Raw genomic sequence first — 25,831 nt, 5'->3', positions numbered from 1 at the left:
GCCTCAATCGTCGGCTCCAGGGTCAAGATCGGGAAACATCACATCGGTAAAGCCGAAGCGGGAAAAATCGCGGATGCGCATCGGGTACAGGATGCCCAGCAGGTGGTCCACTTCGTGCTGCACCACGCGCGCATGGAAGCCGTCGACCTCGCGCACGATGCGCGCGCCGTATTGGTCGAAGCCCTCGTAGCGCAGCTGCGTATGGCGCGGCACGCTGCCGCGCAGGCCGGGCACCGACAGGCAGCCTTCGACGCCCTCTTCCATCTCGTCGGACAGCGGCGTGAGCACCGGGTTGATCAGCACCGTCTCGGGCACCGGCGGCGCGTCGGGATAGCGCCCGTTCTTCGCGAAGCCGAAGATCACCAGCTGCAGGTCGACCCCGATCTGCGGCGCGGCCAGGCCGGCGCCGTTGGCTGCGTGCATGGTGTCGAACATGTCGGCGATCAGGGCGTGCAGCTCGGGCGTGTCGAAGCGCTCGACCGGCTGCGCCACGCGCAGCAGGCGCGGATCGCCCATGCGCAGGATTGTGCGGACGGTCATGGCGCCCCCAGTCCGTCCAGCAGGCCCGCCAGGCAGACGCGGAAGCCCTCGGCCGTTTCCGGGTGCTTCAGGCCGATCGCGGCGGTCGCCTTCAGGTAGCCCAGCTTGGAGCCGCAGTCGTAGCGCTGGCCGGCATAGTGGTAGGCCAGCACGCGCTCGTCCTTCATCATGGCGGCGATGCCGTCGGTCAGCTGGATCTCGCCGCCCGCGCCCGTGCCCAGGTTCTCCAGGTAATCGAAAATCGCACCGGACAGCACATAGCGCCCCACCACGGCCAGGGTCGAAGGCGCCACGTCCGGCTGCGGCTTCTCGACGATGCCCGACACGGTTTCCAGGCCCTCGCGGTAAGGCGTGACGCTGACGATGCCGTACTGGCGGGTGTGCTCGCGCGGCACGTCCTGCACCGCCAGCACGCTGCAGCGCTCGTAGTTGTAGACGTCGACCATCTGCGCCAGCACCGGCTTCTGGCCGGGAGCGGTATCCATGAAGTCGTCCGCCAGCAGCACCGCGAACGGCTCGTCGCCGACCACCGGGCGCGCGCACAGCACCGCGTGGCCCAGGCCCAGCGGCGCCGACTGGCGGATGTAGATGCAGCTGACGTGCTTCGGGATCACGCCGCGCACCACCTCGAGCAGCGCCTTCTTGCCGGCCGCCTCGAGCTCCGATTCCAGCTCGTAGGCCTTGTCGAAGTGGTCCTCGATGGCGCGCTTGTTGCGGCCGGTGATGAAGATCAGCTCGGTGACGCCGGCCGCCACCGCCTCCTCGACCGCATACTGGATCAGCGGCTTGTCGACGATCGGCAGCATCTCCTTCGGCTGGGCCTTGGTGGCCGGCAGGAAGCGGCTGCCGAGACCGGCGACGGGAAATACGGCTTTGCGGATATGGTTCATGTCGGTGCCCTCACGCTTGTTGTCGCCAGCAGCGCCAGCAGGCCTGCCTCGTCCAGGATCGTGACGCCCAGTTCTTCCGCCTTGGCGAGCTTGCTGCCTGCCTCGGCCCCGGCCACCACGTAGGAGGTCTTCTTCGATACCGAGCCGGAGACCTTGCCGCCGGCTTCCTCGATCATGGCGCCGGCCGCGTCGCGGCTCAAGGTCGGCAGGGTGCCGGTCAGCACGAAGGTCTTGCCGGTGAGCGGACCCGCCACCTCCTCCGCCGCTTCCGGCAGCTGCGCCAGCAGTTCGGTGCGCAGCGCCGCCAGCGCGGCCAGCATCTCGCGCTTGCCCGGCTGCGCCATCCATTCCTCGAACGCGGCGGCGACCGTGGCCGGCAGGCCGAACACGCCGAACACCTTCAGGTCGGCCAGGCTGGCCAGCGTCTGGCCGCCCTGCACCAGCTGGCGCGCGCGCGGCTCGGTCAGCTTCGGGATCCCCAGTGCTGCCAGCAGTGTCACCTCGTCGAGCCGCTCGCGCAACTGCGCTTTCGGCGGATGCTCGCCCTGGGGCGCGACGCCGGCCGCCAGCAGCGCGTTGAGGGCCTGCTGGTTCTTCTCTTCGGCGAAGAATTCCGCGATCGATTCGGCCACCGTGCCGCCGATATCGGGCAGCACGCGCAGCAGCGCAGCGGGCGCACGGCGCACCAGTTCCAGCCTGCCGAGCCAGTCGGCCAGGGTCTTGGCGGTCGACTCGCCCACGTGGCGGATGCCGAGCGCGAACAGCAGGCGCTCCAGCGGCGGATGCCTGCTGGCCGCGATCGCGCCCAGCAGGTTGTCGGCCCACTTGGTGGCCACCTTGCCCTGCCTGACGGTGTCGGGGGTGGTGCCCTCGCGCTCGTCGGCCAGGCGCTTCATGGCCAGCAGGTCGTCCAGCGTGAGCTTGTACAGGTCGGCCACGCCATGGATCAGGTTGCACTCGACCAGGCTGTCGATGTAGCGGTCGCCCAGGCCCTCGATGTCCATCATGCGGCGGCCCGAGAAATGGCGGATCGCTTCCTTGCGCTGGGCGGCGCAGGTCAGGCCGCCGGAGCAGCGCGCAATCGCCTCGCCTTCCTCGCGCACCACGTGCGAGCCGCACACCGGGCAGCTCTTCGGCAATTCGTAAGGCGGCGGGACCGGTTCCGGGCGGCGCTCCAGCACCACCGACAAGACCTCGGGGATCACGTCGCCGGCGCGGCGCACGATCACGGTGTCGCCCACGCGCACGTCCTTGCGCCTGACTTCATCCTCGTTGTGCAGGGTGGCGTTGGTGACGGTGACGCCGCCGACCGACACCGGCACCAGGCGCGCGACCGGGGTGATGGCGCCGGTGCGGCCCACCTGCACCTCGATCGCCTGCACCGTGGTCAGCGCTTCCTCGGCCGGGAACTTGTGCGCCAGCGCGAAGCGCGGCGCGCGCGACACGAAGCCGAGCTGGCGCTGGTCGGCCACGCGGTCGACCTTGTAGACCACGCCGTCGATCTCGTACGGCAGGCCCTTCCTGCGCTCGCCGATCGAGCGGAAATAGTCGAGCATGCCCTGGCAGCCGCGCACCACCGCGCGCTCCTTCGCGACCGGCAGGCCGAGCTGGTCGAGCCAGTCGAGCACCGCCGAATGCGATTCCGGCAGGGGCGCGCCTTCCAGCAGGCCGACGCCATAGGCGAAGAAGCGCAGCTTGCGCTGCGACGTGATGCGGGCGTCGAGCTGGCGCAGGCTGCCGGCGGCGGCGTTGCGCGGGTTGGCGAATTCCTTCTGGCCGGCGGCGCGCTGGCGCTCGTTCAGGGCGTCGAAGTCGCCCTTGAACATCAGGACCTCGCCGCGCACTTCCAGCACGGCCGGGACCTTCTCGCCGCGCAGGCGCAGCGGAATCACGCGCACGGTGCGGATGTTGGCGCTGACGTCCTCGCCAGTATAGCCGTCGCCGCGGGTGGCGGCCTGCACGAACACGCCGTTCTCGTAGCGCAGGCTGATCGCCAGGCCGTCGAACTTCAGCTCGGCCGCGTAGTCGACCTGGAAGGTGTCGAGGCCGTCGCGCACGCGGCGGTCGAAATTGTCGATGTCCTCATCCGAGAAGCCGTTGTTCAGCGAGAGCATCGGCACCGCATGGGTGACCTGCTTGAACTCGGGAATCGGCGCGGCGCCGACGCGGAAGGTCGGGGAATCGACCGACACCGCTTCCGGGTGGGCGATTTCCAGCTCCTGCAGCTCGCGGAACAGGCGGTCGTACTCGGCGTCGGGGATGGTCGGCGCGTCGAGTACATGGTAGTTATAGATGTGGTGGTTCAGTTCCTTGACCAGCCACGCCATGCGGGCGAGAAAATCCTGTTGCTCGGTCACGGGCCATCCTTAGCTGAACAGACGCAGGGCGCGGGTCGAACCGGCCGGAATGTCCGAAGCTTCCATCTCCTGGTAGAACTCGGCCACCTGGCCCTTGATCTCCTCGAGCGTCGCATCCGGCAGCGGCTGGTCGCCGTCGTCGACGATGGTGGCGTCCAGGCGCTGTTCCAGCGCCTTGGCGCAGGCGACCATGGCGCCGAAGCCGTCGCGGGCCGGGGCCACGCAGGGCACGTCGAGCAGCAGGGTCAGGCGCGAGGTGGTGTCGGCGCCCAGGGTCACGTTGGTGGACAGGGTGAACAGCACTCCGCCCTCGCCGTCCGGCATCACGAAGCGGCCGTCCGGACGCACGTCGAAGCCCTGGTTCTCCAGTGCGCCGATCAGGGTCGAGATCGCCCACGGGGCGCCGTTCGCGGCCAGGTTCACGCCCAGCTGGGCGTCATGGCCGGCGACGAAGCGGTGCAGGGTGCGCGCCTCGCTCATCACTTCGATCATGTCGGGCACTTCCGGCTCGGCGCCGATCTCGTCGGCCACCGCGCGCAGGCGGGTCACCAGCTCGGAATATTCGATTTCGTTGAGCGCCGTGGTGCGGGTGGCCATCTGCACGCCCGCCTGCAGCTTGGTGTACACGCCGCCGTGCACGATCGGCTCCCAGTCGCCGCTGACGGCGAAGCCGATGTAGTGGATCGGCTTGTTGCCGACGCGGCGCAGCTTTTGCAGGGCCGGCAGGATCTTGTCGCCGCGTACCGGGGTTTCCAGCGACAGCGGGATCAGGCAGTCGATCAGCGGATCGACCAGGCATTCGGCCACTTCGGCGGCCGGCATGTCGGGCTTGGCGCCCGGCAGCGTGGCGGCCACCGCGGCCACGGCTTCCTGGCCGCCTGCGCCGGCGGCGGGCGCGGATGGCGTGGATGGCGCGGACGAAGCGGATGGCGCCGGCGCCGGCGGAACCGCGCCTTCGGGGGCGAACGGCGCCAGCGGCGGCTCGGCGGCCAGGTCCAGGATCGGCTCCTGGCGCAGGGCGGCGTCGGCCGGAGCCTCCCCGCTGCGCATCAGGACATCGTCGTGGTCGGACGCGAACGCGCGCTCCACGCTCTTCCTGGCCTTGTATTCCTGCCATTTGTTATAGGTGATGACGCCGACGACGAACACGCCGCCGGCCGCGATCAGGCTCATTTGGAAATCAGTCATGCTGCTTGTGCCTCAGTAGCGAAATTCGCGGCGGACTTCCCGTCCTGTGCTGCTGCGAAAGAAATAAGAATGGATGATGCCTCATGCCGGTCGCGCCGACGCGGCCGCCGGCATGCCGGCATGCCGGTACCCGGAGGGTAGCATGAGCGCGGCGGTTGACGGTGCGATACGCGGGTACGTGACGGATGATCGGCTCCTGTTCCGCCGCTTCCCGGCGCTTTTTGCCAGGCTTGACGGACCAACTAAAAAAATGGGCATGCAATGATACCAACTCCCGGTTGCCCGCGCTACGTGCATGCGCCGCCGGACGGCGGCGCGGCGGCGGCCTGCTGCGCCGGCGCGACCTGGGAACTGCGCCGCAGCGGGAAACGCATCGCCACTTCGCTGCCCTGTCCCTCTCCCGCGCTATGCACGCTGACCTGTCCCCCGTGCAGCAGCACCAGGCTGCGCACCAGGGCCAGTCCGATGCCCAGGCCGCCCTGCGGACAGTCCGGGGCGCGCTTACCCTGGCGGAACAACTCGAAGGCGGTGGCCGCCAGTTCCGCCGACATGCCGATCCCGTGGTCGCGCACCGTGAGCGCGACCGTATCGCCCCTGGCCTGCACCGCCAGCCGGATCATGCCGCCGGGCGGGGTGTACCTGGCCGCATTCGACAGCACGTTGGACAGCACCTGGACCAGGCGCTTGCGGTCGCCGTGGACCACCGCGTCGGCCGCCTCGTTGAGGATGGCCAGGCGGTGCGAGCGCGCCTCCATCAGCGGGCGCACCTGCTCGGCCGCCTCGTCCACCAGCAGGCGCAGCGCCAGGTCTTCGCGCTCCAGCGCGATCGTGCCGCGCGTGACCCGCGAGACGTCCAGCAGGTCGTCGATCAGGCCCGTCATGCGGGCGGTCTGGCGCAGGATCACGCGGCCGATGTGCGCGATGCGCGCCGGGTCGTGCCTGACCAGCGGCAGCAACGACGCGGCGGTGCGCACCGGCCCCAGCGGATTGCGCAGCTCGTGCCCGAGCCTGGCCGAGATGTCGAGGATGAAGCCGATCGCCTCGGCGCCGCCGTCGTGGGCGCGCGCATGCGGCTGTCCGACGCACAGGGCGCCGACGACCGTGCCGCCGGCGTCGCGCACCGGCGATACAGCCAGCGCCATGCATGCACCCGGCAGCGCGATGTCGCCCCGCGCCGCGCCCTTCCCGCCGACCTGGCCGAGCAGGGCCCGCAGCTGGACGGCATGCACCCCGAAGACCTGCGCCAGCGGCAGCCCGGCCGCCCCTGCTCCGTCGGCGCCGCCGAGCGCGGCCCCGAAGGCCTCGTTGAACACCACGCGCGGCTCCCGCCCCCAGACGACGCACATCGGCAGCGCGGCGTCGAGCGCCAGCCGGCACGCATGATGCACCGCATCAGGGCAGTCGACGGCAGGATCGGACAAGGGGAAAGGCGGGTCGGCAGTCATCGTGAGGGGCAATGGGGCCGACTCTCCGGCGACAAGGGACCGGGAACCGGCACGCTCAAGCAAACCTTGCCGAGTGTAGCATATTGAAAAAAATATAAGCAGGCGGCGTCGCGGCCACGCCACGGCCGGGCCGCGCTCAGGCGGCGGCGGCGAGGTCGGCGGCCGCTTCCATGTCGACCGCGACGATGCGCGAGACACCCTGCTCCTGCATCGTCACGCCGATCAGCTGGCTGGCCATCTCCATCGCGATCTTGTTGTGCGAGATGAACAGGAATTGCGTGTGCTCGGACATGCGCTTGACCATGCGGCAGAAACGCTCGGTGTTGGCGTCGTCCAGCGGCGCGTCGACCTCGTCGAGCAGGCAGAACGGCGCCGGGTTCAGGCGGAACATCGAGAACACCAGCGCGGTGGCGGTCAGCGCCTTCTCGCCGCCCGACAGCAGGTGGATGGTGGCGTTCTTCTTGCCCGGCGGCTGGGCCATCACCTGCACGCCCGCATCGAGGATCTCGTCGCCGGTCATGACCAGTTTCGCGTTGCCGCCGCCGAACAGGATCGGGAACAGTTCCGAGAAATGGCCGTTCACGCGATCAAACGTATCCTGCAGCAGCTCGCGGGTCTCGCGGTCGATGCGGTGGATCGCGTCTTCCAGGGTGGCGATCGCCTCCTGCAGGTCGTTGTTCTGCGAATCGAGGAAGCGCTTGCGCTCGGTGGCCTGGGCCAGCTCGTCGACCGCCGCCAGGTTGACCGCGCCCAGCGCGCTGATGGCATTGGTCAGGCGCGTGACTTCGCCCTGCAGCCAGGACGGCTTCATGTCCGGGTTGAGTTTTTCGCCGAGAGCCGCCAGCGCCGCCTCGTCGGCGCCGGTGGCGGCCAGGGCCTCGGCGAACTGCTCCTGGTTCAGGCGCGCGGCCTGCTCCTTGAGCTGCATTTCCGTGATTTTGTCGCGCTGCGGCTGCAGGCTGCGCTCGTTCTGGGTGCGCGCGTCCTCCGCCTGGCGCAGCTGCTGGGTGATCTGGTCCAGTTCATGGCGCGCGTCGGCCAGCGCCCGTTCCTGGCTGCTGCGGCGGTCCAGCAGCTGCTGCAGGCCTTCGTGGGCGGAGCCGCTTTCCAGGGCCTCGAGTTCCAGCCGGCCCTGGGCCAGGCTGCCCCCCACCTGCTCGGCCTGGGTGGCGGCGGTGGCGATGCTGCGGCGCAGCTCCTCGATCCGGCTGCGCTGGGCGCGTTCGGCGAACTGCGCTTCCTGGGCGCTGCGTTCCAGCTCGCGCAGGCGCTCGCGCGCGCCGGCCAGCACCTGTTCCTGTTCCATGAAGGCGGTCTGGCCGTCCTCGTGCGCGCCCTGCAGCTCGGCCAGCTCCATGTCGAGCTGTTCGAATTCCTGCTCGGCCTCGGCGGCGGCCTGGCGCTGCTCGGCTTCCTGGGCCGCGATCTCGGACAGGTCGGCCGCGATCTGGCCGCTGCGCTGGTTGAAGCGCGCCTCGATCTCGCTCTGCTTGAGGACCTCGATCTGCAGCGCATGCACTTCGCGCGTGAGCGTGGCGACGCGCTGGCGCGCATCCTGCAGGCGGCGCGACAGCTCGCTCACGGCGGCGTCGGCGCGCGTGGCGCGGGTGCGCGCCTCGTCGGCCAGCAGGGCCTGGGCGCGCAGCTGCTTGCCAATGTTGTCGATCTCGTGCTGGCGCGCCAGCATGCCGTCCTGCTCGGCGTCCGGCGCATGGAAGCGCACGCTCGACTGGGTCACCAGGTGGCCCTGGCGGGTGACGAAGCTGGCGCCCTGCGGCAGGCGCGCGCGCTCGGCGAAGGCCTCGGCGGTGTCGTGGGCCACGAACACATGGTGCAGCCAGTCGTTCAGCACCCCGCGCAGGCCGGGATCGTTCAGGCGCAGCAGGCTGGCAAAGGGCTTCAGGCCCGGCACGTCGCTCGGCTCGCGGGCTGCCGGCTGGGGCGAATACAGCGCCAGGCGCGCCGGCGGCGCGTCGTTGAAGAAGGCCTTGGCCCAGTCGATGTTCGACATCTCGAGCGCGCCGGCGCGTTCGCGCAGCACGGCCTCGAGCGCGGTCTCCCAGCCTTCCTCGATGTCGAGCTTCTGCCACAGGCGCGGCAGCCCGGAGAGCTCGTGTTTCTCGAGCCAGGGCTGGACCTTGCCCTGGGTCTGCACCCGGTCCTGCATCTGGCGCAGCGCCCCCAGCCGCGCTTCGAGCTGGGCGCTGGCGGCGCTTTCGCTTGCCACCAGCGCGTGGGCGTCCTTGCGCTCCTGCTCGACCTGCTCCTGGCGCGATCCGGCTTCCTCCAGCAGCATGCCCTGCTCTTCCAGCATCAGCTGCTTTTCCTCGAGCTGGCTGCGCAGGTTGTCGAGCGTCGCGCTGTCCGGCAGGTTCAGGCCGTTGCGCTCCTGCTGCAGGCGCTCGCGCCGGCCGGCCAGGCTGCTCAGGATATTCGCGGCGTTGCGCTGGTGCGCCGAGGCGAGTTCGATGCGCTGCTGGACCTGCATGATGCGGGCGCGCGATTCGTTCGACTTTTCCTGGGCCGCGCGCCAGGCGGCGTCCAGTTCCGGCAGACGCTCCTGGTGCACCTCGACCGCGATCTGGGCCCCTTCGGCGCGCGCCGCCAGCTCTTCGAGCTGCATCTCGCCTTCCTCGATCTGCTCGCGGTATTCCTGCGCCTGGGCCAGCCACTGGTCGCGCTGTGCAGCGAGGGTCCCGAGCTGGTTCTGCAGGCGGGTGCGCGACTCGACCACGAACTTGATCTGCGCCTCCAGGCTGCCGATCTCGGAATTGGTCTGGTACAGCGCTCCCTGGGCCTGGTGCAGGCGGTCGCCGATCGAGAAGTGCGCCTGGCGCATGTGTTCCAGGTCCAGCTCGACGCTGCGCAGCTTCGCGGTCTGCTCTTCCAGGCTGGTCTGGGCCTCTTCCATCTCCTTGAAGAAGCGCGCCTGCTCGGTCTTCGCCTCGTTCTTGCGCAGCAGCCAGAGCAGCTTCTGCTTTTCTTCCTGGTCGGCCTGCAGCTGGTGGAAGCGGTTCGCCACCGCCGCCTGGGCTTCCAGCTTGTCCAGGTTGGCGTTCAGCTCGCGCAGGATGTCCTCGACGCGCAGCAGGTTCTCGCGGGTATCGGACAGCCGGTTCTCGGTCTCGCGCCGGCGTTCCTTGTATTTCGAGACGCCGGCCGCCTCCTCGAGGAAGACGCGCAGCTCTTCCGGGCGCGATTCGATGATGCGCGCGATCATGCCCTGGCCGATGATGGCGTAGGCGCGCGGCCCCAGGCCGGTGCCGAGGAAGATGTCCTGGATGTCGCGCCGCCGCACCGGCTGGCCGTTGATGTAGTAGGTCGAGGTGCCGTCGCGCGTCAGGGTGCGCTTGACCGCGATCTCGGCGTACTGGCCCCATTGCCCGGCGGCCTTGCCGGCGCTGTTGTCGAACACCAGTTCGACCGAGGCGCGCCCGGCTGGCTTGCGGTGGGTGGAGCCGTTGAAGATGACGTCCTGCATCGACTCGCCGCGCAGCTCGGAGGCTTTCGATTCGCCCAGCACCCAGCGCACCGCATCGATGATGTTCGATTTGCCGCAGCCGTTCGGGCCGACGACGCCGACCAGCTGGCCTGGCACCTGGAAATTGGTGGGATCGACGAAAGACTTAAATCCCGACAATTTAATAGAGGAGAGGCGCACGTTCCTTCAGCAGCTTGGCTTGGCGATAAAACGGCAATGATACCATCGGCGCTTGCTTCCAGACCAATAAAATGCCCGCCGCCCCAGCCGGCTCAGCCCGCGGCCGCGAGCGGAGCGGCATCGTTCACGGCGCCCTGCCCGACCGCCTCGCCCAGCACGCGGCCGACCACGCCCTCGGGCGCCAGCACCCGGATGCCGCCGCTGCGGAAGGCGGCGGCCAGCTTCTCGGCCGGCAGCGAGAACGCTTCCTGGCGCCCGGCGCCGGAAAAGATGAACAGGGTGCGCAGCGGGCTGACCCAGGCCAGCCGCACCTTGCGCACCCCGCCCGCACCCTGGAATTCCAGGCGCATGCCGCGTTCCAGCCCGGCCAGCGCGCCGGCGGCCGGATCGGGATCGGCGTCCGGCTGCGGGTCTTCCAGCGCGGCCTGCTCCTGGGCGATGCGGCGCAGCGCGTCCTGCTGCGCGGCCTCGACCGCCAGTTCCAGCTGGCGCTCCGGCGAGAGTTCGATCGGGGCGCGCACGATCGAGGCGTGGCATTCGGCCAGTTCGGCGAAGAATTGCAGGCGCCCGGCGTCCTGCCAGCCCACCGCGTCCAGCCATTTGTTCAGATTCGCGAGCAGGGCCGGCAGGCTCCTGATCAGCGCCTTGCGCTGCTCCTGGGTGGCCTTGGGCTTGACGCTCCAGATCAGCTCATCCATGGCGCGGGTGGCATTGTCGACCGCGCCCGGCTTGCTGTCCTCGATCGCATAGGCCAGGGCCAGGACCGGGGTCCAGCGCTGCTCGAGGAAGCCGGACACCAGGACGATCAGCTGCTCTCCCGCCAGCCGCAGCGCCACCGCGCGCTGGGCCGAGCGCCGGGCGGCGGCCTGCCTTTCCTGGCGCGTGGCCTGGGCCACCGGGCCGGCGATGGCGGCCTGCAGCGCGTCCTCGCGCGCCGCCAGGCCGGCTTCCAGCTCGGCCACGGCGGCGGCGAACTCGGGCTGTTCCTGGGAGCGGACCTTGTCGACGCTGGCGCGCATGGCGCGGAACAGGGGGTCGTCCGCTCCCAGCGGCCGCTCCCAGCCCGCCTGCGACAGCAGGTCGAGCATGCGCCGCGCCGGGTGCGCTTCCTCGTAGAAGAAACTGCGGTCGCGCAGCGCGGCCTTCAGCACCGGCACCTGCAGGAAGGCGATCAGCTCGCGCGTCTCCTGCGGAATGCTGTCATCCAGCAGCACGGTCTCGAAGATCCGCGACAGCAGGTCGAGCGTGGTTTCGTCGCCGCGCGACAGGCTGCCCTCCGGCAGGCTCTGGCGCAGGCGCGGCAGGTAGAACACGCCATGCGGATCGGCCGGCGCGCCGCCGGCGGCGGCCTCGCAGCCCTGGGCCGGCATGGCGCCGGGTTCCGGCAGGCCGGCCGCCAGCGAGGCCAGTGGCGCCAGGCGCGCCAGCATGTCGAGCAGCGGGGCCGGCATCGCCACCGCTGCCCCCGCGATCGCGGAGGCCATGGTGCCTGGATGGACGCCTGCCGCCGGCGCAAGGGCGACGAAACCGGCGGCCGGCTGGGGGCCTGTGGCGGGCGCGGATGCGGCGACAGCGGCCGGCACCGGCGCCGTGACGGGCGCGGCCACCGCGAAGCCGGCGGCCCTGCTCGGACGCCAGCCGCCGCTGCCCTGGGGCAGGTCCGGGATCAGGGGTATCTCGAGCGCGGCGTCCGGCGGCGCGCCGTCCGCGCCGAACAGCTGGCGCAACTGCTGCGACACGTTCGCCTCCCGGCGCGCGCGCTCGGCCTTGCGCGCCGCGCTGTCGTCGGTCTTGCTGAAGCGGCCTTCCGCGCCGGCGCGCGCCGGCTTGAGCGCCTCGTTCAGCGCCTCGTACAAGGGGCCGAGGTCGAACATGATCCCCGGGCGCAGCAGCGGCGCGGCCAGGCCGTGGGCCTCGGTGTCGGGCTCGAACTCGCGCCACGCCTCTTCCAGCGCGGCCAGGAACACCTCGGGGCGAAACGGGTTGTGCGCCGCGCGCACCAGGTCGCGCCCCAGCAGCACGCCCAGGCGCACCCCGAGGCAGGCCAGTTGTTCCGAATACTGGATGTCGAACGGCCGGCTGAGCGCACCGAAGGCCAGGCGCTGGTCGATCTCCTCCAGCGGCACCAGGCTCAGGGCGACCGGTGCGGCGGCCGCGCGCGGCGCCGGCAGCAGCTGGTCGATCTCGCGCCGCAGCGCCAGCTCGATCCCGCTGCAGGCCAGGTGGAACCAGGCATAGGCATTCTCCTTCAGGAGATTGCCGGAGCGGATGCGGCGCCCGGCCAGCCTGGCGTCGGCGTCGCCGGTCGTCAGGTCGAGCATGGCGGCGACCATGCGGTTCGCCATCTCCATCAGCTGCCCGCCGGCGTGGCGGCCCGCGATCGCGACCAGCCCGGCCAGCGTCTCCTGCTGCGCGGCGGCCTTGCGTGCGGCGGGTGTCTGGGCGGATGGGCTGACCATGGCTTCGGGACGGAAATGCGATCGAACCCCTATTGTGCCATATTATTTCCGCAAGGCAATGATCAACTGCAGATTGGCCGGTTAACTCAGCAATAAGGTGCGTTCGCTAACGGTCTCCGCGGCAAATTAATGCTTTCAGATGGTAGGAGTGCGTCCTACACTGCATCAGGCGGTGATCCGATACCGATTCATCAGTACGGCAAGCATTATTGATTCGCCGGAAATGCTATCGATAATGAGATGCATACGCCGATGAGGACACCACCCCACACTGAAAGGAAACATCATGGCCTCGAATCAAGGAAACAAGTCGGGCTCGCGCTCGGGCAACCAGGGCGGTTCGCGCGAACAGCACGCTGAAGCCGGTCGTCAAAGCCACAAGAACGACGGCAACAAGCAATCGGGTTCGGGCTCCGGCTCGCGCTCGGGCTCGGGCGGCGGCACCCGCGGTGGCACCCCGGAGCAGCACGCCGAGGCAGGCCGCCAGAGCCACAAGAACGACAAGCGCTGATGCTGCGCGGTCCCGGCGTGTGGCGCCGGGGGTCCGCCGCAAGCGTGGTCGCAGCCCGCCGGCATATGCCGGCGGGCTTTTTTGTTCTTTTCGGGGTCAGGTCTGTCATTCGGACATGGACGCACAATCCTTGCGAAATCTCAGAACGGTGTTAAGCATACTGAGATTTTTTCTCTTTCCGACATGGTCCATGATGCGCCGGTTTCGGTGACGACTGTGAGCCGAGCATTGACGAGTTTGGGATAAGCAAACCGGCATTTTGAGATAGAGCAAAGGTGCTCGCTCGGTGTCCGAATGACAGACCTGACCCCGAATGTAAGGAAACATATTTTTTATGTTCTCTTTCCTTGTATATGTCGGACTGGAGGCCGTCGGCCACGGCCTGGAAGGTGCATGAGCGAGGCGAACAGGCGTTTCCGGATCGCGCGATCGATCCGATGCCGTGAAGGATGGCGAAGCGGCGCGCCGGCGCCGGCCCGTCAGATGTTGCGCAGCGTCGCCCCCTTGGGCGGCTTGAAATCGGCGACGTCGTGCACCAGGCCGGCGGTCTTCGCATCGCGCGAATTCAGGTGCAGGTCCGAGTACTGGTGCACGCCCCACTGCTCCGGGCTCAGTTCGACGTGCTTGCGCAGGATCGACTCGGTGCGCGCATCGTCGGCGCGCAAGCCTTCGACGATGATGTTGAGGGCGTCGGGGCGCGAACCGGGCGAAGCCGTCGCATGCGACTTGTGGATCATGAAGCGCGCCGTCTCGCTGCAATAGCGCTTGCTGCCGGCCAGGAACAGGGTGACCGCGATCGAAGCCACGGCGCCGCCGTTGTACATCACGAACCGGATCGGCGAGTTCGCCAGGAAGTTATACAGGCACAGCCCGTCGCTGACGTAGCCGCCATTCGACTGCACCAGCACGTGGGCCGTGTCGAGGCCGTCTTCGGTCATGGCGGACACGGCATCGAACACGCGGTGGACCATGTCACTATTGACGTCGCCGGACAGCGTGAAATAGCCTGCTTTCTCCTGTTGTGCTTTGTCTTCGCTCATAGTTTCTTCCGCCTGCAAAGTGTGTGCAGTAAGTGTAGCAAAACCGGACCGCGAGGCCCGATGCCATGCACCAATAGTGCGCGGCAATACTTCCAGGAACCATCCCGCGACGTCCTCCAGACGCCCTTGTGCGGTTGACAGGTTCGCCCCGCTGGCATATTCTCCACAGTCTTGACAGGGAGAGCGCAGCACGCTGCCGCCGAAGGGGCACTACCCACAAACTCTCAGGCAAAAGGACCGGTCAGGGAACGGCCGCGCATTGCGCGGCCGGCTCAACTCTGGAGAGCGGCCGCTGTGCGGCCCACCGAAGGGGCATGCGGCAACGCCGCTATCTCTCAGGTACCAAGGACAGAGGGGTTTGAAGCGCGCGCCTGGCGTGCTGCTCCCCCTATTCATCTGCCCTGAGGATTCCATGACGCTCAAAGCGACCCCGCTCAATTCCGCTCACCGCGCCGCCGGCGCCAAGATGGTCGACTTCGGCGGCTGGGACATGCCGGTCAACTACGGTTCCCAGATCGAGGAACACAATGCGGTGCGCACCGACGCAGGCATGTTCGACGTCTCCCACATGTGCGTGGTGGATCTCAGGGGCGCCAACGTGCGCGCCTTCCTGCGCGGCCTGCTGGCCAACAACGTCGACAAGCTGCAGGTCCCGGGCAAGGCCCTGTACTCGTGCATGCTCAATCCCGAAGGCGGCGTGATCGACGACCTGATCGTCTACTTCTTCGCCGAAGACTGGTTCCGCATCGTGGTCAACGCCGGCACCGCCGACAAGGACGTGGCCTGGATGAACCAGCAGAACGACGCCACCGGCTCGGGCGTCACCATCACCCAGCGCCGCGACGGCAACGATCCGATCGCCCTGATCGCGGTGCAGGGCCCGAACGCGCGTGCCAAGGTCTGGCAGGTGCTCCCCGGCACCCAGGCCGCCTCCGAATCGCTCAAGCCCTTCAACGCCGTCATCGTGCAGGACACCCCGTTCGGCGAAGCGATGGTGGCGCGCACCGGCTACACCGGCGAAGACGGCTTCGAGATCGGCGTGCCGGCGTCCCAGGCCGAAGCCCTGTGGAACGCCTTCGCCGCCGCCGGCATCAAGCCGGCCGGCCTGGGCGCGCGCGACACCCTGCGCCTCGAAGCCGGCATGAACCTCTACGGCCAGGACATGGACGACGGCGTCAACCCGCTCGACGCCGGCCTGGCCTGGACCATCGACCTGGTCTCCGAGCGCGACTTCATCGGCAAGGCCGCGCTCCAGGCCAAGGGCCAGCAGGCCAACTTCGTGGGCCTGATCCTGCGCGAAAAAGGCGGCATCCTGCGCGCCCACCAGAAGGTCGTCAGCGCCGCCGGCAATGCCGGCGAAATCACCAGCGGCACCTTCAGCCCGAGCATGCAGCAGGCGATCGCGCTGGCGCGTGTGCCGCTCGACGTGGCTATCGGCGACACTGTGCAAGTCGTCATTCGCGACAAGCAGCTGGCCGCGAGCGTGGTCAAGCTGCCGTTCGTCCGCAACGGCAAAGTGCTCGCAGCCTGAGAATAACAAGAGATTTATACTTACCCGCGTTACCCCTTATCCTAGGAGCCACACATGAACATCCCAGCCGACCTGAAATACACCGAATCCCACGAGTGGATCCGCCGCGAAGCCGACGGCACCCTGACCGTGGGCATCACCGAATACGCGCAGGACGCGCTGGGCGATATCGTGTTCGTCGAGCTGCCGCAGGTCGGCAAGGCCTTCACCGCCGGTGACGACGCCGCGGTGGTCGAGTCGGTCAAGGCCGCCAGCGACATCTACGCGCCGGTGTCGGGCACCGTCACCGCCGTCAACCAGTCCGTCGCCGACGCGCCGGACTCGATCAACCAGGACGCCTACGGCGCCTGGCTGTTCAAGCTGCAGCCGAACGACGCCGGCGCGGTCGACCAGCTGCTCGACGCCGACGCCTACGGCAAGACCACCGACAACTGATCGGTACCCGGTGCGCCCGCCCACGCGCACCAATGGTGCGCCGGCTTCCGGCGCACCGCTTTAGCATCCCGACTTCATCCAATCGACGCCAGCCCAGCCGGCGCCAGCATTTCTCTCGGCCTCTACCATGACCCGCACCAGCCTCACCCAACTTGAAGCGCGCGACGCGTTCATCCCGCGCCATATCGGCCCGTCCGACTCCGAACAGGCAGCCATGCTGTCGACCCTGGGCTACTCCTCCCGCGCCGACCTGATCGACGCGGTCGTGCCCGCGAACATCCGCCGCAAGGAGGCGCTGGACCTGGGCCAGTTCGCCGAGCCGCGCTCGGAAGAAGCCGCGCTGGCCACGCTCAAGGCGCTGGCGTCGAAGAACAAGGTCATGAAGTCGATGATCGGCCAGGGCTACTACGGCACCCACACCCCGAAGGTCATCCTGCGCAACATCTTCGAGAACCCGGCCTGGTACACCGCCTACACCCCGTACCAGCCCGAGATCTCGCAGGGCCGCCTGGAAGCGATCCTGAACTTCCAGCAGATGATCACCGACCTGACCGGCATGGGCATCGCCAACTCGTCGATGCTGGACGAAGGCACCGCCGCCGCCGAAGCCATGACCCTGATCCAGCGCGTCGGCAAGTCGTCCTCGAAGGTGTTCTACGTGGCCGACGACGTGCTGCCGCAGACCCTCGAAGTGATCCAGACCCGCGCCCAGCCGATCGGCGTCGAAGTGCGCACCATCGCCGCCGCCGACATCGAGAAGCTCGAGGAAACCTGCTTCGGCGTGCTGCTGCAGTACCCGGGCGTGAACGGCGAAGTGCGCGACTACCGCGCCGCCGTCGAGCACCTGCACGCGGCCGGCGCCATGGTCGTGGTGGCCGCCGACCTGCTGGCCCTGACCATGCTGGCGGCGCCGGGCGACTGGGGCGCCGACGTGGTCGTCGGCAACAGCCAGCGCTTCGGCGTGCCGCTCGGCTTCGGCGGCCCGCACGCCGGCTACCTGGCCACCCGCGACGAATTCAAGCGCAGCATGGCCGGCCGCCTGGTCGGCGTCACCGTCGACGCCCAGGGCAACCAGGCCTACCGCCTGGCGCTGCAGACCCGCGAGCAGCACATCCGCCGCGAAAAGGCGACCTCGAACATCTGCACCGCGCAGGTGCTGCTGGCCGTGATGGCCGGCATGTACGCGGTCTACCACGGCCCGCAGGGCCTGCTGCGCATCGCCCAGCGCGTGCACCGCCAGACCGCGATCCTGGCGGCCGGCCTGAAGCAGCTCGGCTTCGAGGTCACCAACCAGACCTATTTCGACACCCTGACCGTGAAGACCGGCGATGCGGAAAGCCTGCACGCCGCGGCGGTCGCCAAGGGCATCAACCTGCGCCGCATCGACGGCGAGCACGTCGGCGTGTCGCTGGACGAGACCACCAACAGCGACGACCTGGAACTGCTGTTCTCGGTGTTCGGCAACGACGGCAACGCCAACGCGGTCGACATCGACGCCCTCGACGCCGACGTCCGGGACGCCTACCCGCTGGCACTGGCCCGCACCAGCGCCTACCTGACCCACCCGACCTTCAACCGCTACCACGCCGAGCACGAGATGCTGCGCTACCTGCGCTCGCTGGCCGACAAGGACCTGGCGCTGGACCGCACCATGATCCCGCTCGGCTCGTGCACCATGAAGCTGAACGCGACGTCCGAGATGATCCCGGTCACCTGGCCCGAATTCTCGAGCATCCACCCGTTCGCGCCGGGCGAGCAGACCGAAGGCTACGTCGAGATGATCGAGCAGCTGGAAGCCATGCTGTGCGCCGCCACCGGCTACGCCGCGATCTCGCTGCAGCCGAACGCCGGCTCGCAGGGCGAGTACGCCGGCCTGCTGGTGATCCAGAAGTACCATGAGTCGCGCGGCGAAGGCCACCGCAACATTTGCCTGATCCCGTCCTCGGCGCACGGCACCAACCCGGCGTCGGCCAGCATGGTCGGCATGAAGGTGGTCGTCACCGCCTGCGACGAGAACGGCAACGTCGACCTGGAAGACCTGAAGGCCAAGGCCGAGCAGTACAGCAAGGACCTGGCCTGCGTGATGGTCACCTACCCGTCGACCCACGGCGTGTTCGAGGAAGGCATCCGCGAACTGTGCGAGATCGTGCACGGCCACGGCGGCCAGGTCTACATCGACGGCGCGAACATGAACGCGCTGGTCGGCGTGGCCGCTCCGGGCGCCTTCGGCGGCGACGTCAGCCACCTGAACCTGCACAAGACCTTCTGCATCCCGCACGGCGGCGGCGGACCGGGCGTGGGCCCGATCGGCGTCGGCGCGCACCTGGCGAAGTTCCTGCCGAACCAGCTCTCGACCGGCTACGTGCGCGACGAAGCCGGCATCGGCGCGGTCAGCGCGGCGGCCTACGGCTCGGCCTCCATCCTGCCGATCTCTTGGATGTACATCGCGATGATGGGCGCCGAGGGCCTGACCCAGGCGACCGAAGTGGCGATCCTGAACGCCAACTACATCGCCCGCCGCCTGGCCCCGCACTACCCGGTGCTGTACACCGGCCACGACGGCCTGGTCGCGCACGAGTGCATCATCGACCTGCGCCCGCTGCAGGACAAGACCGGCATCTCGAACGAAGACGTGGCCAAGCGCCTGATGGACTTCGGCTTCCACGCCCCGACCATGAGCTTCCCGGTGCCGGGCACGCTGATGATCGAGCCGACCGAGTCCGAGTCGAAGGCCGAACTGGACCGCTTCATCGAGGCGATGATCACGATCCACGCCGAGATCATCAAGGTCGAGCGCGGCGAGTACGACCGCATGGACAACCCGCTCAAGGGCGCTCCGCACACCGCGGAAGTGGTCACCGCCGACGACTGGAAGCACGGCTACTCGCGCGAAGTGGCGGCCTTCCCGGTCGCTTCGCTGCGCAAGCAGAAGTACTGGCCGCCGGTCGGCCGCGCCGACAACGTGTACGGCGACCGTAACCTGTTCTGCGGCTGCGCGCCGATCAGCGACTACGAGTAAATCCGTCCTACTTGCGGCTCGAGGCGAGCCACAGGTGGGATGCCGGATGACGGCGGCGTTCCCGCGGCAATTCGCGCGGGGGGCCGCCGTTTTCTTTTGACGGCGCGGGCGGCGCGTCCGCCACGCCGTCCGGCTCGCCGAGCCGGAACCCCGCCACTGCGCGCGACAGCGCCAGCGCCTGCAGCTGCAGGGTGCGCGCCGCGGCCGCCGCTTCCTCGACCAGGCCGGAGTTCTGGCGCGTCACCTGGTCCATCCGCACGATCGCCTGGTTCACTTCCAGCAGTCCGCTGGCCTGGCCGGCGCTGGCCGCGCCGATGCGGTTCACGATGTCCTCCACCTGGCGCACCGCGCCGGCGATCCTGTCCATGCTGTTGCCGGCCTGCGCCGCCCAGGCGGCCCCGCCGTCGATCTCGGCCACCGACTGCGCCGCCAGGGCGCGGATCTCGGTCGATGCCGCGGCCACGCGCCGCGCCAGCGCGCGCACGCCGGATGCGACCGCCGCCACGCCAGCCGCCCCGCAAGGCCCGCCGGGCGCCGCGCGCGCCGCATCCAGGGCCGCGTTCAGCGCCAGGGTCCCGGTCTCGCCGGCGACCAGGTCGAGCTGGTCGACGATTTCCACCACCCGCTGCGCGCTGCGCTTGCCCGATTCCAGGGTCGCCACCAGCCGCTCCACCACGCCGCCGCCCTGGTCGAGCGCGCTGCCCATCGCGGCGGCCGCCTGGTTCGCCGCCAGCGCGCTGTCGGCGGTCAGGCTGACGGTGGCCGCCAGCTCCTGCATCGAGCCGGCGGCATGCGTCATCGCGCCGGCTCGATACACGGCGCGGCTGCCCAGGCTCAGGTTGCCCAGCTTGATGTCGCGCGAGGCGGCGCCGATCAGGCGCGCGCAATCGAGGACGCCGCGCAGGGTGCCGTTCAGGTTGCGGATGCTGGCGTCGAGCGCGCGCGCGGTGTCGCCGATCTCGTCGTCGCCGTAGCTGCGCTCGCGCACCGTCAGGTCGCCGCTCGCCAGCCCGCTGGCGGCCGCCTTGATGTCGTGGATCTCGGCCAGCAGCCGGCGCCGCACCGCGAACGTGATCGCCAGCGACAGGGCGATCGCGAGCAGCACCACGGCCGGCATCAGCAGCGCGATCAGGCGGAAGTCGGCGCGCGCGCGGCTGGCGGCCTGGCGCGACAGCGTCTCTTCGATCGCCGCCAGCTCGGCCAGGCGCTGCGCGACCACGGTAAACGCGCCCTCGGCCTTGAGCATGGCGTTGGCGCCGATCGAGCCGTCCAGCGGCGCCAGGTCGATCACGTCGCGCACCGCGCGCGCATAGGCGCGGTGCGCCGCCCCGGCCTGCTCCACCTGGCCGCGCTCGCTGCCGGGCGCCGTCGCCCGGGCCAGCGCGTCGAAGCCGTCCTGGATCCGGCTGTGCTGGACCAGGATGTCGCGCCGCAGCGGTTCGGTGCGCGCGGCCGGGAAGCTGCCGCCCACCCAGCTCAGCAGGCGGTAGATGTCGGCGTGCGCCTTCTGCGACTGGACCGCCAGGCTGGCGGCGGCGCGCATGCCGGTGGCGCGCCGGCCGACGATGCTCTCCAGCGACCCGTTCTGGCGTACCATGGCGACATAGGCGGCCCAGGACAGCAGGACCAGCAGGAGCAGCACGGCGCCGGGCGCGAGCAGCAGCTTGGGGCCGATGCGGAGGCGGGCCAGCATGGCTCAGCCCTGGGGAAAGGCAGCAGCAAACGCGGAAAGGGGCCGCGCTCCAGGCAGGAAAGGCAAGGTGTTCATGGGGGCCTCCAGTTGACTGCCCAAAGTTTCCTGAGTGCATTCAATGAATTTACCGAATCCTCCAGCCGCTCGTTTGTTCTTGCGCAAACCGGCAATGCGACGGTCCAGGCCCCCGGCGCCGCGGTCGCTTGTGATGGCTTGGCAACGGACTCCGACGGTCCAGTTGCTTGCAACTCAAGCGTATGCTGTAATGACAAACTGCTATGCCGCCTCGTCGTACCGTCCTGGATCACACCACCGTCCGCGATAACAGAGAGGAAGACGCATGAAAGCATTGTGTTCCGCACTGGCCATGGGACTTCTTGCCATCGGCAGCGCCCACGCGCAACGCGTGGAGCAGCCTGTCGCGCCCTGGCTGACGCCAGTGGAGCCGGCCAACCCGTTCGCCGGCATCCAGCCTGTTCCGCGCGCGTATGGCGCCAACGAAACGGACAACCCCAACGACAAGCTGATCCCGGGCGGCTACCGCACCACGCCCAAGCTGGTCGGCGGCTTCCAGTTCAGCCCGAACCTGGCCATCGAAGGCGGCTACGTCGACCTGCGCAACCGCGGTTTCCACTATGTCGAGGAAGGCCGCGCCGACGAGCGCGCGGGCGCCCTCGGCGTCGATGGCTTCAGCAGTTATGCGGCCGGAAAATACTCGGTGCCGCTCACGGAGCGCCTGACGGCCTATGGCAAGCTCGGCATCGCCTACAGCCAGCGCAAGGCCAGGCGCGGCGACGCCAGCGATACCGGTCCCTACTCCGGCGTGGGCGCGCAATACAAGCTGAGCGACCAGGCGACCGTCACTGCGGAATACGTAAGCTATGGCAACCCGGCCAAGCAACTGGGCCGCAGTTCGAATGCCGAAGGCCTGAAGGCGAAACTGAAGGTCGGCTTCTGAGCGGTCCGCCCGGCCAGGGGTGCGCCGGCAGGCCGCCCCGGTTACACTAGCGCGATGCGCTTTTCCGTATTCCTGTCCCGGCACGGCCGGCTTGCCTGCCTGTGCCTGGCCTCGCTGCTGGCCCACCTGCTCGCCCTCTCCTTGCTCGATGTGCGCCTCGCGCCGCCCGACCTGGCGCCGATGGGTCCACTCGCGCTGCGCCTGGCGGAAAGCCGCCCCACCCCCTCCCCCGCGCCCGTCGCTGCGCCCCTGCCCGATCCCGCGCCCGCAGCGGGCGTGCCGAAGACGGCGGCCGCGGACACCAGGCTTCCTTCCCTGGTGGCGGCCGCGCCCGCGCAATCCGCAGCTCCCGCACCGATCGACACCGCGCCGGGCGGAGCGGGCGGTACGACGGTTCCGATGCAGATGCCCGGACGCTACCGCGTCACCCCGCCGCCTTCGGCGCGGCTGGACTACGTGGTGGTGCGCAGTACGCCCGGCGCCGCGCCCGCCGCCGAAGGCAGCGCGCGGCTGGACTGGGAAAGCGACGGCAACACCTATCGCCTGCGCCTCGACGGCGTGCTTGGCGAACGCGCCAGCGAAGGCGGCACCGACGATGCCGGCATCGCGCCGCTGCGCGCCACCCTGGCTTCCGGTACGGGCGCCGCCGCCACGCTGTTCGACCGCGAGCGCATGGCCATCGTCGACGGAGGAAAGAGTACGCGCCTGGCTCCCGGCGCGCAGGACGGGGCGTCGGTGCTGATGCAACTGGCCGGCATCGGCCTGTCCGACCCGGACCAGATGCAGGACGTGCTGGAGATTGTCGTGAGCGACGAGAACGGCCCGGCGATCGCGCGCTTCCAGGTGCTGGGAAAGGAAAACGTGGAGACGGGAGGCGGCGCGTTCGAGGCGGTGCGGCTGGTGCGTCTGGCGCCGCCCGGATCCGGGCGGCTGGAGGTATGGCTGGCGCCGCAGCGCGACTGGCTGCCGGTCCAGCTGCGCGTGACCGCGCCGGACGGCACGGCGCGCACCCAGACCCTGGCGGCGCCGCGCTAGCGGATGTCTGACCAATGATCCTTCAGCTGTGAATGTACTTGGTAAACACGTCACTGAAATCGCGCTTGGTGTGCGTATCGAGCATGGCGGTGTTCAAGGCCGCCAGCAGTTCACTGTATTGGCTGACGAGACTGCCTGCACCCGGGGCGATATTGAGCTTGTGCACGGAGGCCGTGGCATCCAGCGCACGCAGCGCATTGTCGCGGGACACCGCATCGCGCTGCTGCTGCTTTCCAATCGAAATCAAGGCCTTGTAGATGTCCTTGAGCTGTTCGATGAAGGTCTTCTTGACGTCGATCGAGAATAGCGTGTTGTCCAGGTTGAACTTGAGTTCGATATCCATGTCCAGCGTACCGGCGGTCTCGATGCTGACGCCGGAGATCCGGTGCGACGCATAGTCGTAGCGTTTGATCGAGCGCTTCGACGACACGGCCGAGTCGCCGTCCACATGGATCAGCGCGAGGTTGGTGAAGCAGTACTCGTCCTTCTTGCTTTTGATGAGAAAGAAAATCTGTTCACCGTCTTCGCTGAACAGGTAATCGTCCGCGTCGACCTTGCTGTAGTCCGCAGGCCCGACGATGACGCCGATATCGCTGATGCCCAGTGCTTCCGCCGCCAGTTTCTTGAACATGATCGCCCTTGTGTGATGAAAGCAACTACATTAACACTAGTCGACGACGATAAATATCTTCTCCGGGTCCGCACATTGGTTTTTCTCAGTTTAACCCCTTGCGCCGGAAGCGCCGCGCCCGGTCTGCCTGGTGCGCGGCGACGGTCGAGCACAGGTCGATGTTGATGCCCGTTTCACGAAGCAGCCCTGGGGCCCCTGACAAGACCCACGACTCCATATCATCGACGTTGAGGGACAGCGGCCCCATATTCCGTCGCCTGATGCCTGGGCTGAACCAATGGTCGTGGGTGCCGATGGGATTAGCAATGGAAAAAGGCGGCCGGCAAGGCGCAAACCACAGCCATACCGCGTGGTATGGCGAGGATGTGCAACGCAGCCCCACGTTGTCGCAGGCCGGGACCGCCGCCACGAATAAATCAGTGCTTCCTCAAGGGTTGCTCGGCAGCCGCCGCAAGGGATGCTTCCTGCTCCGGCGCCAGGAACCGGGTCGACGGCCGGCCATCGGCGTTGTGCTGCATGATGCGCACTGGCCGCCCTTGCGCGTCGAGCCACACCTGGCCGATGCCGGCGCCGTTCCAGACGCGTTCGCCATGCTGGCGCAAGTCGGGCAGGCGCGGCGTGAGGGCGAGATCGCGGCGCTGGGTGAACCAGTTCAGCGGCGAGCGCGGAGAATACAGCCAGCGATTGAGGCGATCGAGCCAGTCGAGCAGGCGGCGCGGGAATTCGTTCTTGATGCCACTGCTGGTGATCTGCCAGATATGCGGCGTGCGGTCCGAGTCGCGCACCTCGACATCGTAGGCGAAAGAGTAGTGCACATCGCCCGACAGGACCACGTAATTGCGCGGGGTACGCGAATGGCGGAAGATATTGAGCATGCAGCTGGCCGCGCCGCGATGCGCCATCCAGTTCTCGGCGTCGACGGTCAACGCCAGGCCGGCGAAGGTGGCGATCCTTTGCACCACCTCGATCAGCTTGACCCCGAACATGGGCGTCGGCGAGACGATGACGGCGGCCGTTTCGTCCAGCAGCTCGTGCTGCAGCTCGGTCAGCGATTCCCAATCCATCAGGCCCGACGGATGACCGGGCCGGCGCCGGTTGCGCCAGCGCCGGGTGCGGGTATCGAGCACGATGATCGTGGGCTTGGTCCGTACGACGAAATCCCACTGGCGGAAGGACAGCAGGCGCCCGATCAGCGCGTCCTGCACCGGCGCGTCCAGCCGGTCATCGGCAGCGGCGGTGGCGGCCAGCACCGCCATGTCGTCCAGCGCCGCCTCAAACATATCGGGGCGGTTGCCCCATCCCTGGCACAGCATATAGGCGATCAGCGCATTGCCCACGATGCGGCGCGAAAACGGGTGCTCGTAGACGGTGGTTTCCCACTTGGCCGACAGGTTCCAGTCGTCGGTGATGTCATGGTCGTCGAAGATCATCAGGGTCTGCACGTGCGCCAGCAGCCGCGCGGCCTGCGGCAGGTCGCGGCAAAAGCCCGCCAGCACCTTCGACTCGCGCCGCCAGCGGTCTGCATATCTGGGCTCCAGCGCGGGCGCTGGCGCATCCGCCACCAGCTGCCATGGCACGGGCGACCAGACCAGCAGGTACATGGCCATCACCTCGGCCAGGGTTACCAGGTGGTTGTGCGCATTGGCCGTGGTGAAGATCGGCTTTTCGCTGCCGCCGAAGAAGCGGTCGCGCAGCGCATCGTTGGACTTGAACGCGGGCAGCAGCTCTTCGCGCCGGTAGTAACTGGCCTGATGGCGGTACAGCGCTTCGCTATGGGCGACCACCGCGCCTTCCAGGCATTCGCCATACAGGCCCAGGCGCCGGATCAGCGCGTGGATCGCCGCCAGCATCGGGCCCGCCACATCGTCGGCATACACCTGGTCACCGCACAGCATGAGCATGGCGGGCCGCTCGTCGGCCCGTTCGACGTGATCGGCCAACAAGGCGTCGGCGCGCGCCAGGCCGTCACGCGCGGGATGATGCGGCTTGCGGCAGGAGCCGAACAGGATATTGTCGCTGCGGCTGCGCAGCACCATGTTCGGCCGCGTCGCGCCGGCATGCAGCAGGTGCGGCGCCCAATGCGCGATGCCGGTCTCATTGCCATCGTCGAGCGTGACGAGCAAATCGTACTCGATGATCGTGTCTTGCGGCAGCGGCTCGGGCAGCGCGACATCGATCAGGTGCACGCAGGCGTGGCGGCCGACGCGCAGCACACGACAGCGGCGCGCGTCCAGGAGCAAGCGCCGGGGCGCGCCCGCCTTGGGCGCCAGCACCAGGGTCAGGTCGAGCGGCGCGCTGCCGACCAGCCATAGCACCAGGCGGCCCGGCTCGAGGCGGCGCAGGATAGGACCGGCAAGCACGGGCGGCAGGCCCTCGGGGGCAGGAGTCTGAATCAATCGGGTGAACTATCTGGTTTAACGAACAAATCAGTGTAGCAG

General features: G+C 68.6%; 17 protein-coding genes and 2 riboswitches. Of the genes, 6 read left to right on the top strand and 11 right to left on the bottom strand.

Features of this window, described 5'->3' with window-relative positions; translation table 11 throughout:
* Positions 1-3: 3 nt before the first annotated feature.
* The 7 genes from def to H162_RS0104750 form a co-directional block, all read right to left on the bottom strand.
* Positions 4-540, bottom strand: a complete 537-nt coding sequence (def, locus tag H162_RS0104785) for a peptide deformylase (protein ID WP_020652313.1) — start codon at positions 538-540, stop codon at positions 4-6.
* Positions 537-1,430 carry a UTP--glucose-1-phosphate uridylyltransferase GalU gene (galU, locus tag H162_RS0104780; protein ID WP_020652312.1) on the bottom strand — a complete coding sequence of 298 codons (894 nt, stop codon included), beginning with the start codon at positions 1,428-1,430 and terminating at the stop codon, positions 537-539. Before galU ends, def begins: the two co-directional genes overlap by 4 nt.
* A complete protein-coding gene (gene ligA / locus H162_RS0104775; protein WP_020652311.1) occupies positions 1,427-3,757 on the bottom strand; it encodes an NAD-dependent DNA ligase LigA in 2,331 nt (776 codons plus the stop codon). Before ligA ends, galU begins: the two co-directional genes overlap by 4 nt.
* Positions 3,758-3,796: 39 nt before the next feature.
* On the bottom strand, positions 3,797-4,975 hold the full coding sequence (locus tag H162_RS0104770) for a cell division protein ZipA C-terminal FtsZ-binding domain-containing protein (protein WP_026354227.1): 1,179 nt from the start codon (positions 4,973-4,975) through the stop codon (positions 3,797-3,799).
* A gap of 287 nt (positions 4,976-5,262) precedes the next feature.
* Positions 5,263-6,432, bottom strand: a complete 1,170-nt coding sequence (locus tag H162_RS32530) for a sensor histidine kinase (protein WP_156885474.1) — start codon at positions 6,430-6,432, stop codon at positions 5,263-5,265.
* A 124-nt stretch (positions 6,433-6,556) separates the two neighbouring features.
* The gene (smc, locus tag H162_RS0104755; RefSeq protein ID WP_026354226.1) at positions 6,557-10,081 is read right to left on the bottom strand and encodes a chromosome segregation protein SMC; all 3,525 of its coding nucleotides are present in this window, start codon (positions 10,079-10,081) and stop codon (positions 6,557-6,559) included.
* 92 nt (positions 10,082-10,173) lie between these two features.
* Positions 10,174-12,540 (bottom strand): DUF1631 family protein, encoded by a 2,367-nt coding sequence (locus H162_RS0104750; protein ID WP_020652306.1) that lies wholly within the window; start codon positions 12,538-12,540, stop codon positions 10,174-10,176.
* A gap of 286 nt (positions 12,541-12,826) precedes the next feature.
* Between H162_RS0104750 and H162_RS0104745 the strand changes: the two genes are divergently transcribed.
* A complete protein-coding gene (locus H162_RS0104745; protein ID WP_020652305.1) occupies positions 12,827-13,051 on the top strand; it encodes a hypothetical protein in 225 nt (74 codons plus the stop codon).
* A 479-nt stretch (positions 13,052-13,530) separates the two neighbouring features.
* Here the strand turns inward: H162_RS0104745 and H162_RS0104735 are convergent, their stop codons facing one another.
* On the bottom strand, positions 13,531-14,091 hold the full coding sequence (locus H162_RS0104735) for an ATP-dependent Clp protease proteolytic subunit (protein WP_020652303.1): 561 nt from the start codon (positions 14,089-14,091) through the stop codon (positions 13,531-13,533).
* A 166-nt stretch (positions 14,092-14,257) separates the two neighbouring features.
* A riboswitch (glycine riboswitch) is annotated at positions 14,258-14,341 on the top strand.
* A gap of 18 nt (positions 14,342-14,359) precedes the next feature.
* Positions 14,360-14,453: riboswitch (glycine riboswitch) on the top strand.
* 50 nt (positions 14,454-14,503) lie between these two features.
* Between H162_RS0104735 and gcvT the strand changes: the two genes are divergently transcribed.
* The 3 genes from gcvT to gcvP all read left to right on the top strand — a co-directional run bounded on the left by gcvT (position 14,504) and on the right by gcvP (position 19,076).
* A complete protein-coding gene (gene gcvT, locus H162_RS0104730; protein WP_020652302.1) occupies positions 14,504-15,622 on the top strand; it encodes a glycine cleavage system aminomethyltransferase GcvT in 1,119 nt (372 codons plus the stop codon).
* Positions 15,623-15,676: 54 nt separating this feature from the next.
* Positions 15,677-16,057, top strand: a complete 381-nt coding sequence (gcvH, locus tag H162_RS0104725; RefSeq protein ID WP_020652301.1) for a glycine cleavage system protein GcvH — start codon at positions 15,677-15,679, stop codon at positions 16,055-16,057.
* Between the two features lie 127 nt (positions 16,058-16,184).
* Positions 16,185-19,076, top strand: coding sequence for an aminomethyl-transferring glycine dehydrogenase (gene gcvP, locus H162_RS0104720; RefSeq protein WP_020652300.1), 2,892 nt, complete (start codon positions 16,185-16,187; stop codon positions 19,074-19,076).
* 7 nt (positions 19,077-19,083) lie between these two features.
* On the opposite strand, the gene H162_RS0104715 is transcribed toward gcvP, so the two are convergent.
* On the bottom strand, positions 19,084-20,769 hold the full coding sequence (locus H162_RS0104715; RefSeq protein WP_020652299.1) for a methyl-accepting chemotaxis protein: 1,686 nt from the start codon (positions 20,767-20,769) through the stop codon (positions 19,084-19,086).
* A 340-nt stretch (positions 20,770-21,109) separates the two neighbouring features.
* Here H162_RS0104715 and H162_RS32525 point away from each other — a divergent pair, with 340 nt between their 5' ends.
* Positions 21,110-21,727 carry an outer membrane beta-barrel protein gene (locus H162_RS32525; protein ID WP_084676934.1) on the top strand — a complete coding sequence of 206 codons (618 nt, stop codon included), beginning with the start codon at positions 21,110-21,112 and terminating at the stop codon, positions 21,725-21,727.
* Between the two features lie 54 nt (positions 21,728-21,781).
* On the top strand, positions 21,782-22,762 hold the full coding sequence (locus H162_RS32520) for a DUF3108 domain-containing protein (protein ID WP_020652297.1): 981 nt from the start codon (positions 21,782-21,784) through the stop codon (positions 22,760-22,762).
* A 22-nt stretch (positions 22,763-22,784) separates the two neighbouring features.
* On the opposite strand, the gene H162_RS0104700 is transcribed toward H162_RS32520, so the two are convergent.
* Together H162_RS0104700 and H162_RS30120 are read right to left on the bottom strand one after the other, a co-directional pair.
* Complete coding sequence (locus H162_RS0104700; RefSeq protein ID WP_020652296.1) at positions 22,785-23,393, bottom strand: PH domain-containing protein; 609 nt, start codon at positions 23,391-23,393, stop codon at positions 22,785-22,787.
* A 416-nt stretch (positions 23,394-23,809) separates the two neighbouring features.
* Entirely contained in the window at positions 23,810-25,753 is a 1,944-nt protein-coding gene (locus H162_RS30120) for a metallophosphoesterase family protein (RefSeq protein WP_020652294.1), read from the bottom strand.
* Positions 25,754-25,831 lie beyond the last annotated feature (78 nt).

Origin of the sequence: Massilia niastensis DSM 21313, assembly GCF_000382345.1 — a bacterium.
Classification (GTDB): domain Bacteria; phylum Pseudomonadota; class Gammaproteobacteria; order Burkholderiales; family Burkholderiaceae_D; genus Telluria; species Telluria niastensis.
Note: the sequence above shows the minus strand (reverse complement) of the source record. Positions and strands in the feature narration are given on the sequence as shown.

Coding starts and splice junctions, on each gene's coding strand:
- gcvP (WP_020652300.1), top strand. CDS start 16,185: ATGACCCGCACCAGCCTCACCCAACTTGAAGCGCGCGACGCGTTCATC.
- H162_RS0104750 (WP_020652306.1), bottom strand. CDS start 12,540: ATGGTCAGCCCATCCGCCCAGACACCCGCCGCACGCAAGGCCGCCGCG.
- ligA (WP_020652311.1), bottom strand. CDS start 3,757: ATGGCGTGGCTGGTCAAGGAACTGAACCACCACATCTATAACTACCAT.
- H162_RS0104715 (WP_020652299.1), bottom strand. CDS start 20,769: ATGCTGGCCCGCCTCCGCATCGGCCCCAAGCTGCTGCTCGCGCCCGGC.
- H162_RS0104700 (WP_020652296.1), bottom strand. CDS start 23,393: ATGTTCAAGAAACTGGCGGCGGAAGCACTGGGCATCAGCGATATCGGC.
- def (WP_020652313.1), bottom strand. CDS start 540: ATGACCGTCCGCACAATCCTGCGCATGGGCGATCCGCGCCTGCTGCGC.
- H162_RS0104745 (WP_020652305.1), top strand. CDS start 12,827: ATGGCCTCGAATCAAGGAAACAAGTCGGGCTCGCGCTCGGGCAACCAG.
- H162_RS32525 (WP_084676934.1), top strand. CDS start 21,110: ATGAAAGCATTGTGTTCCGCACTGGCCATGGGACTTCTTGCCATCGGC.
- galU (WP_020652312.1), bottom strand. CDS start 1,430: ATGAACCATATCCGCAAAGCCGTATTTCCCGTCGCCGGTCTCGGCAGC.
- gcvH (WP_020652301.1), top strand. CDS start 15,677: ATGAACATCCCAGCCGACCTGAAATACACCGAATCCCACGAGTGGATC.
- H162_RS0104770 (WP_026354227.1), bottom strand. CDS start 4,975: ATGACTGATTTCCAAATGAGCCTGATCGCGGCCGGCGGCGTGTTCGTC.
- gcvT (WP_020652302.1), top strand. CDS start 14,504: ATGACGCTCAAAGCGACCCCGCTCAATTCCGCTCACCGCGCCGCCGGC.
- H162_RS0104735 (WP_020652303.1), bottom strand. CDS start 14,091: ATGAGCGAAGACAAAGCACAACAGGAGAAAGCAGGCTATTTCACGCTG.
- H162_RS32520 (WP_020652297.1), top strand. CDS start 21,782: ATGCGCTTTTCCGTATTCCTGTCCCGGCACGGCCGGCTTGCCTGCCTG.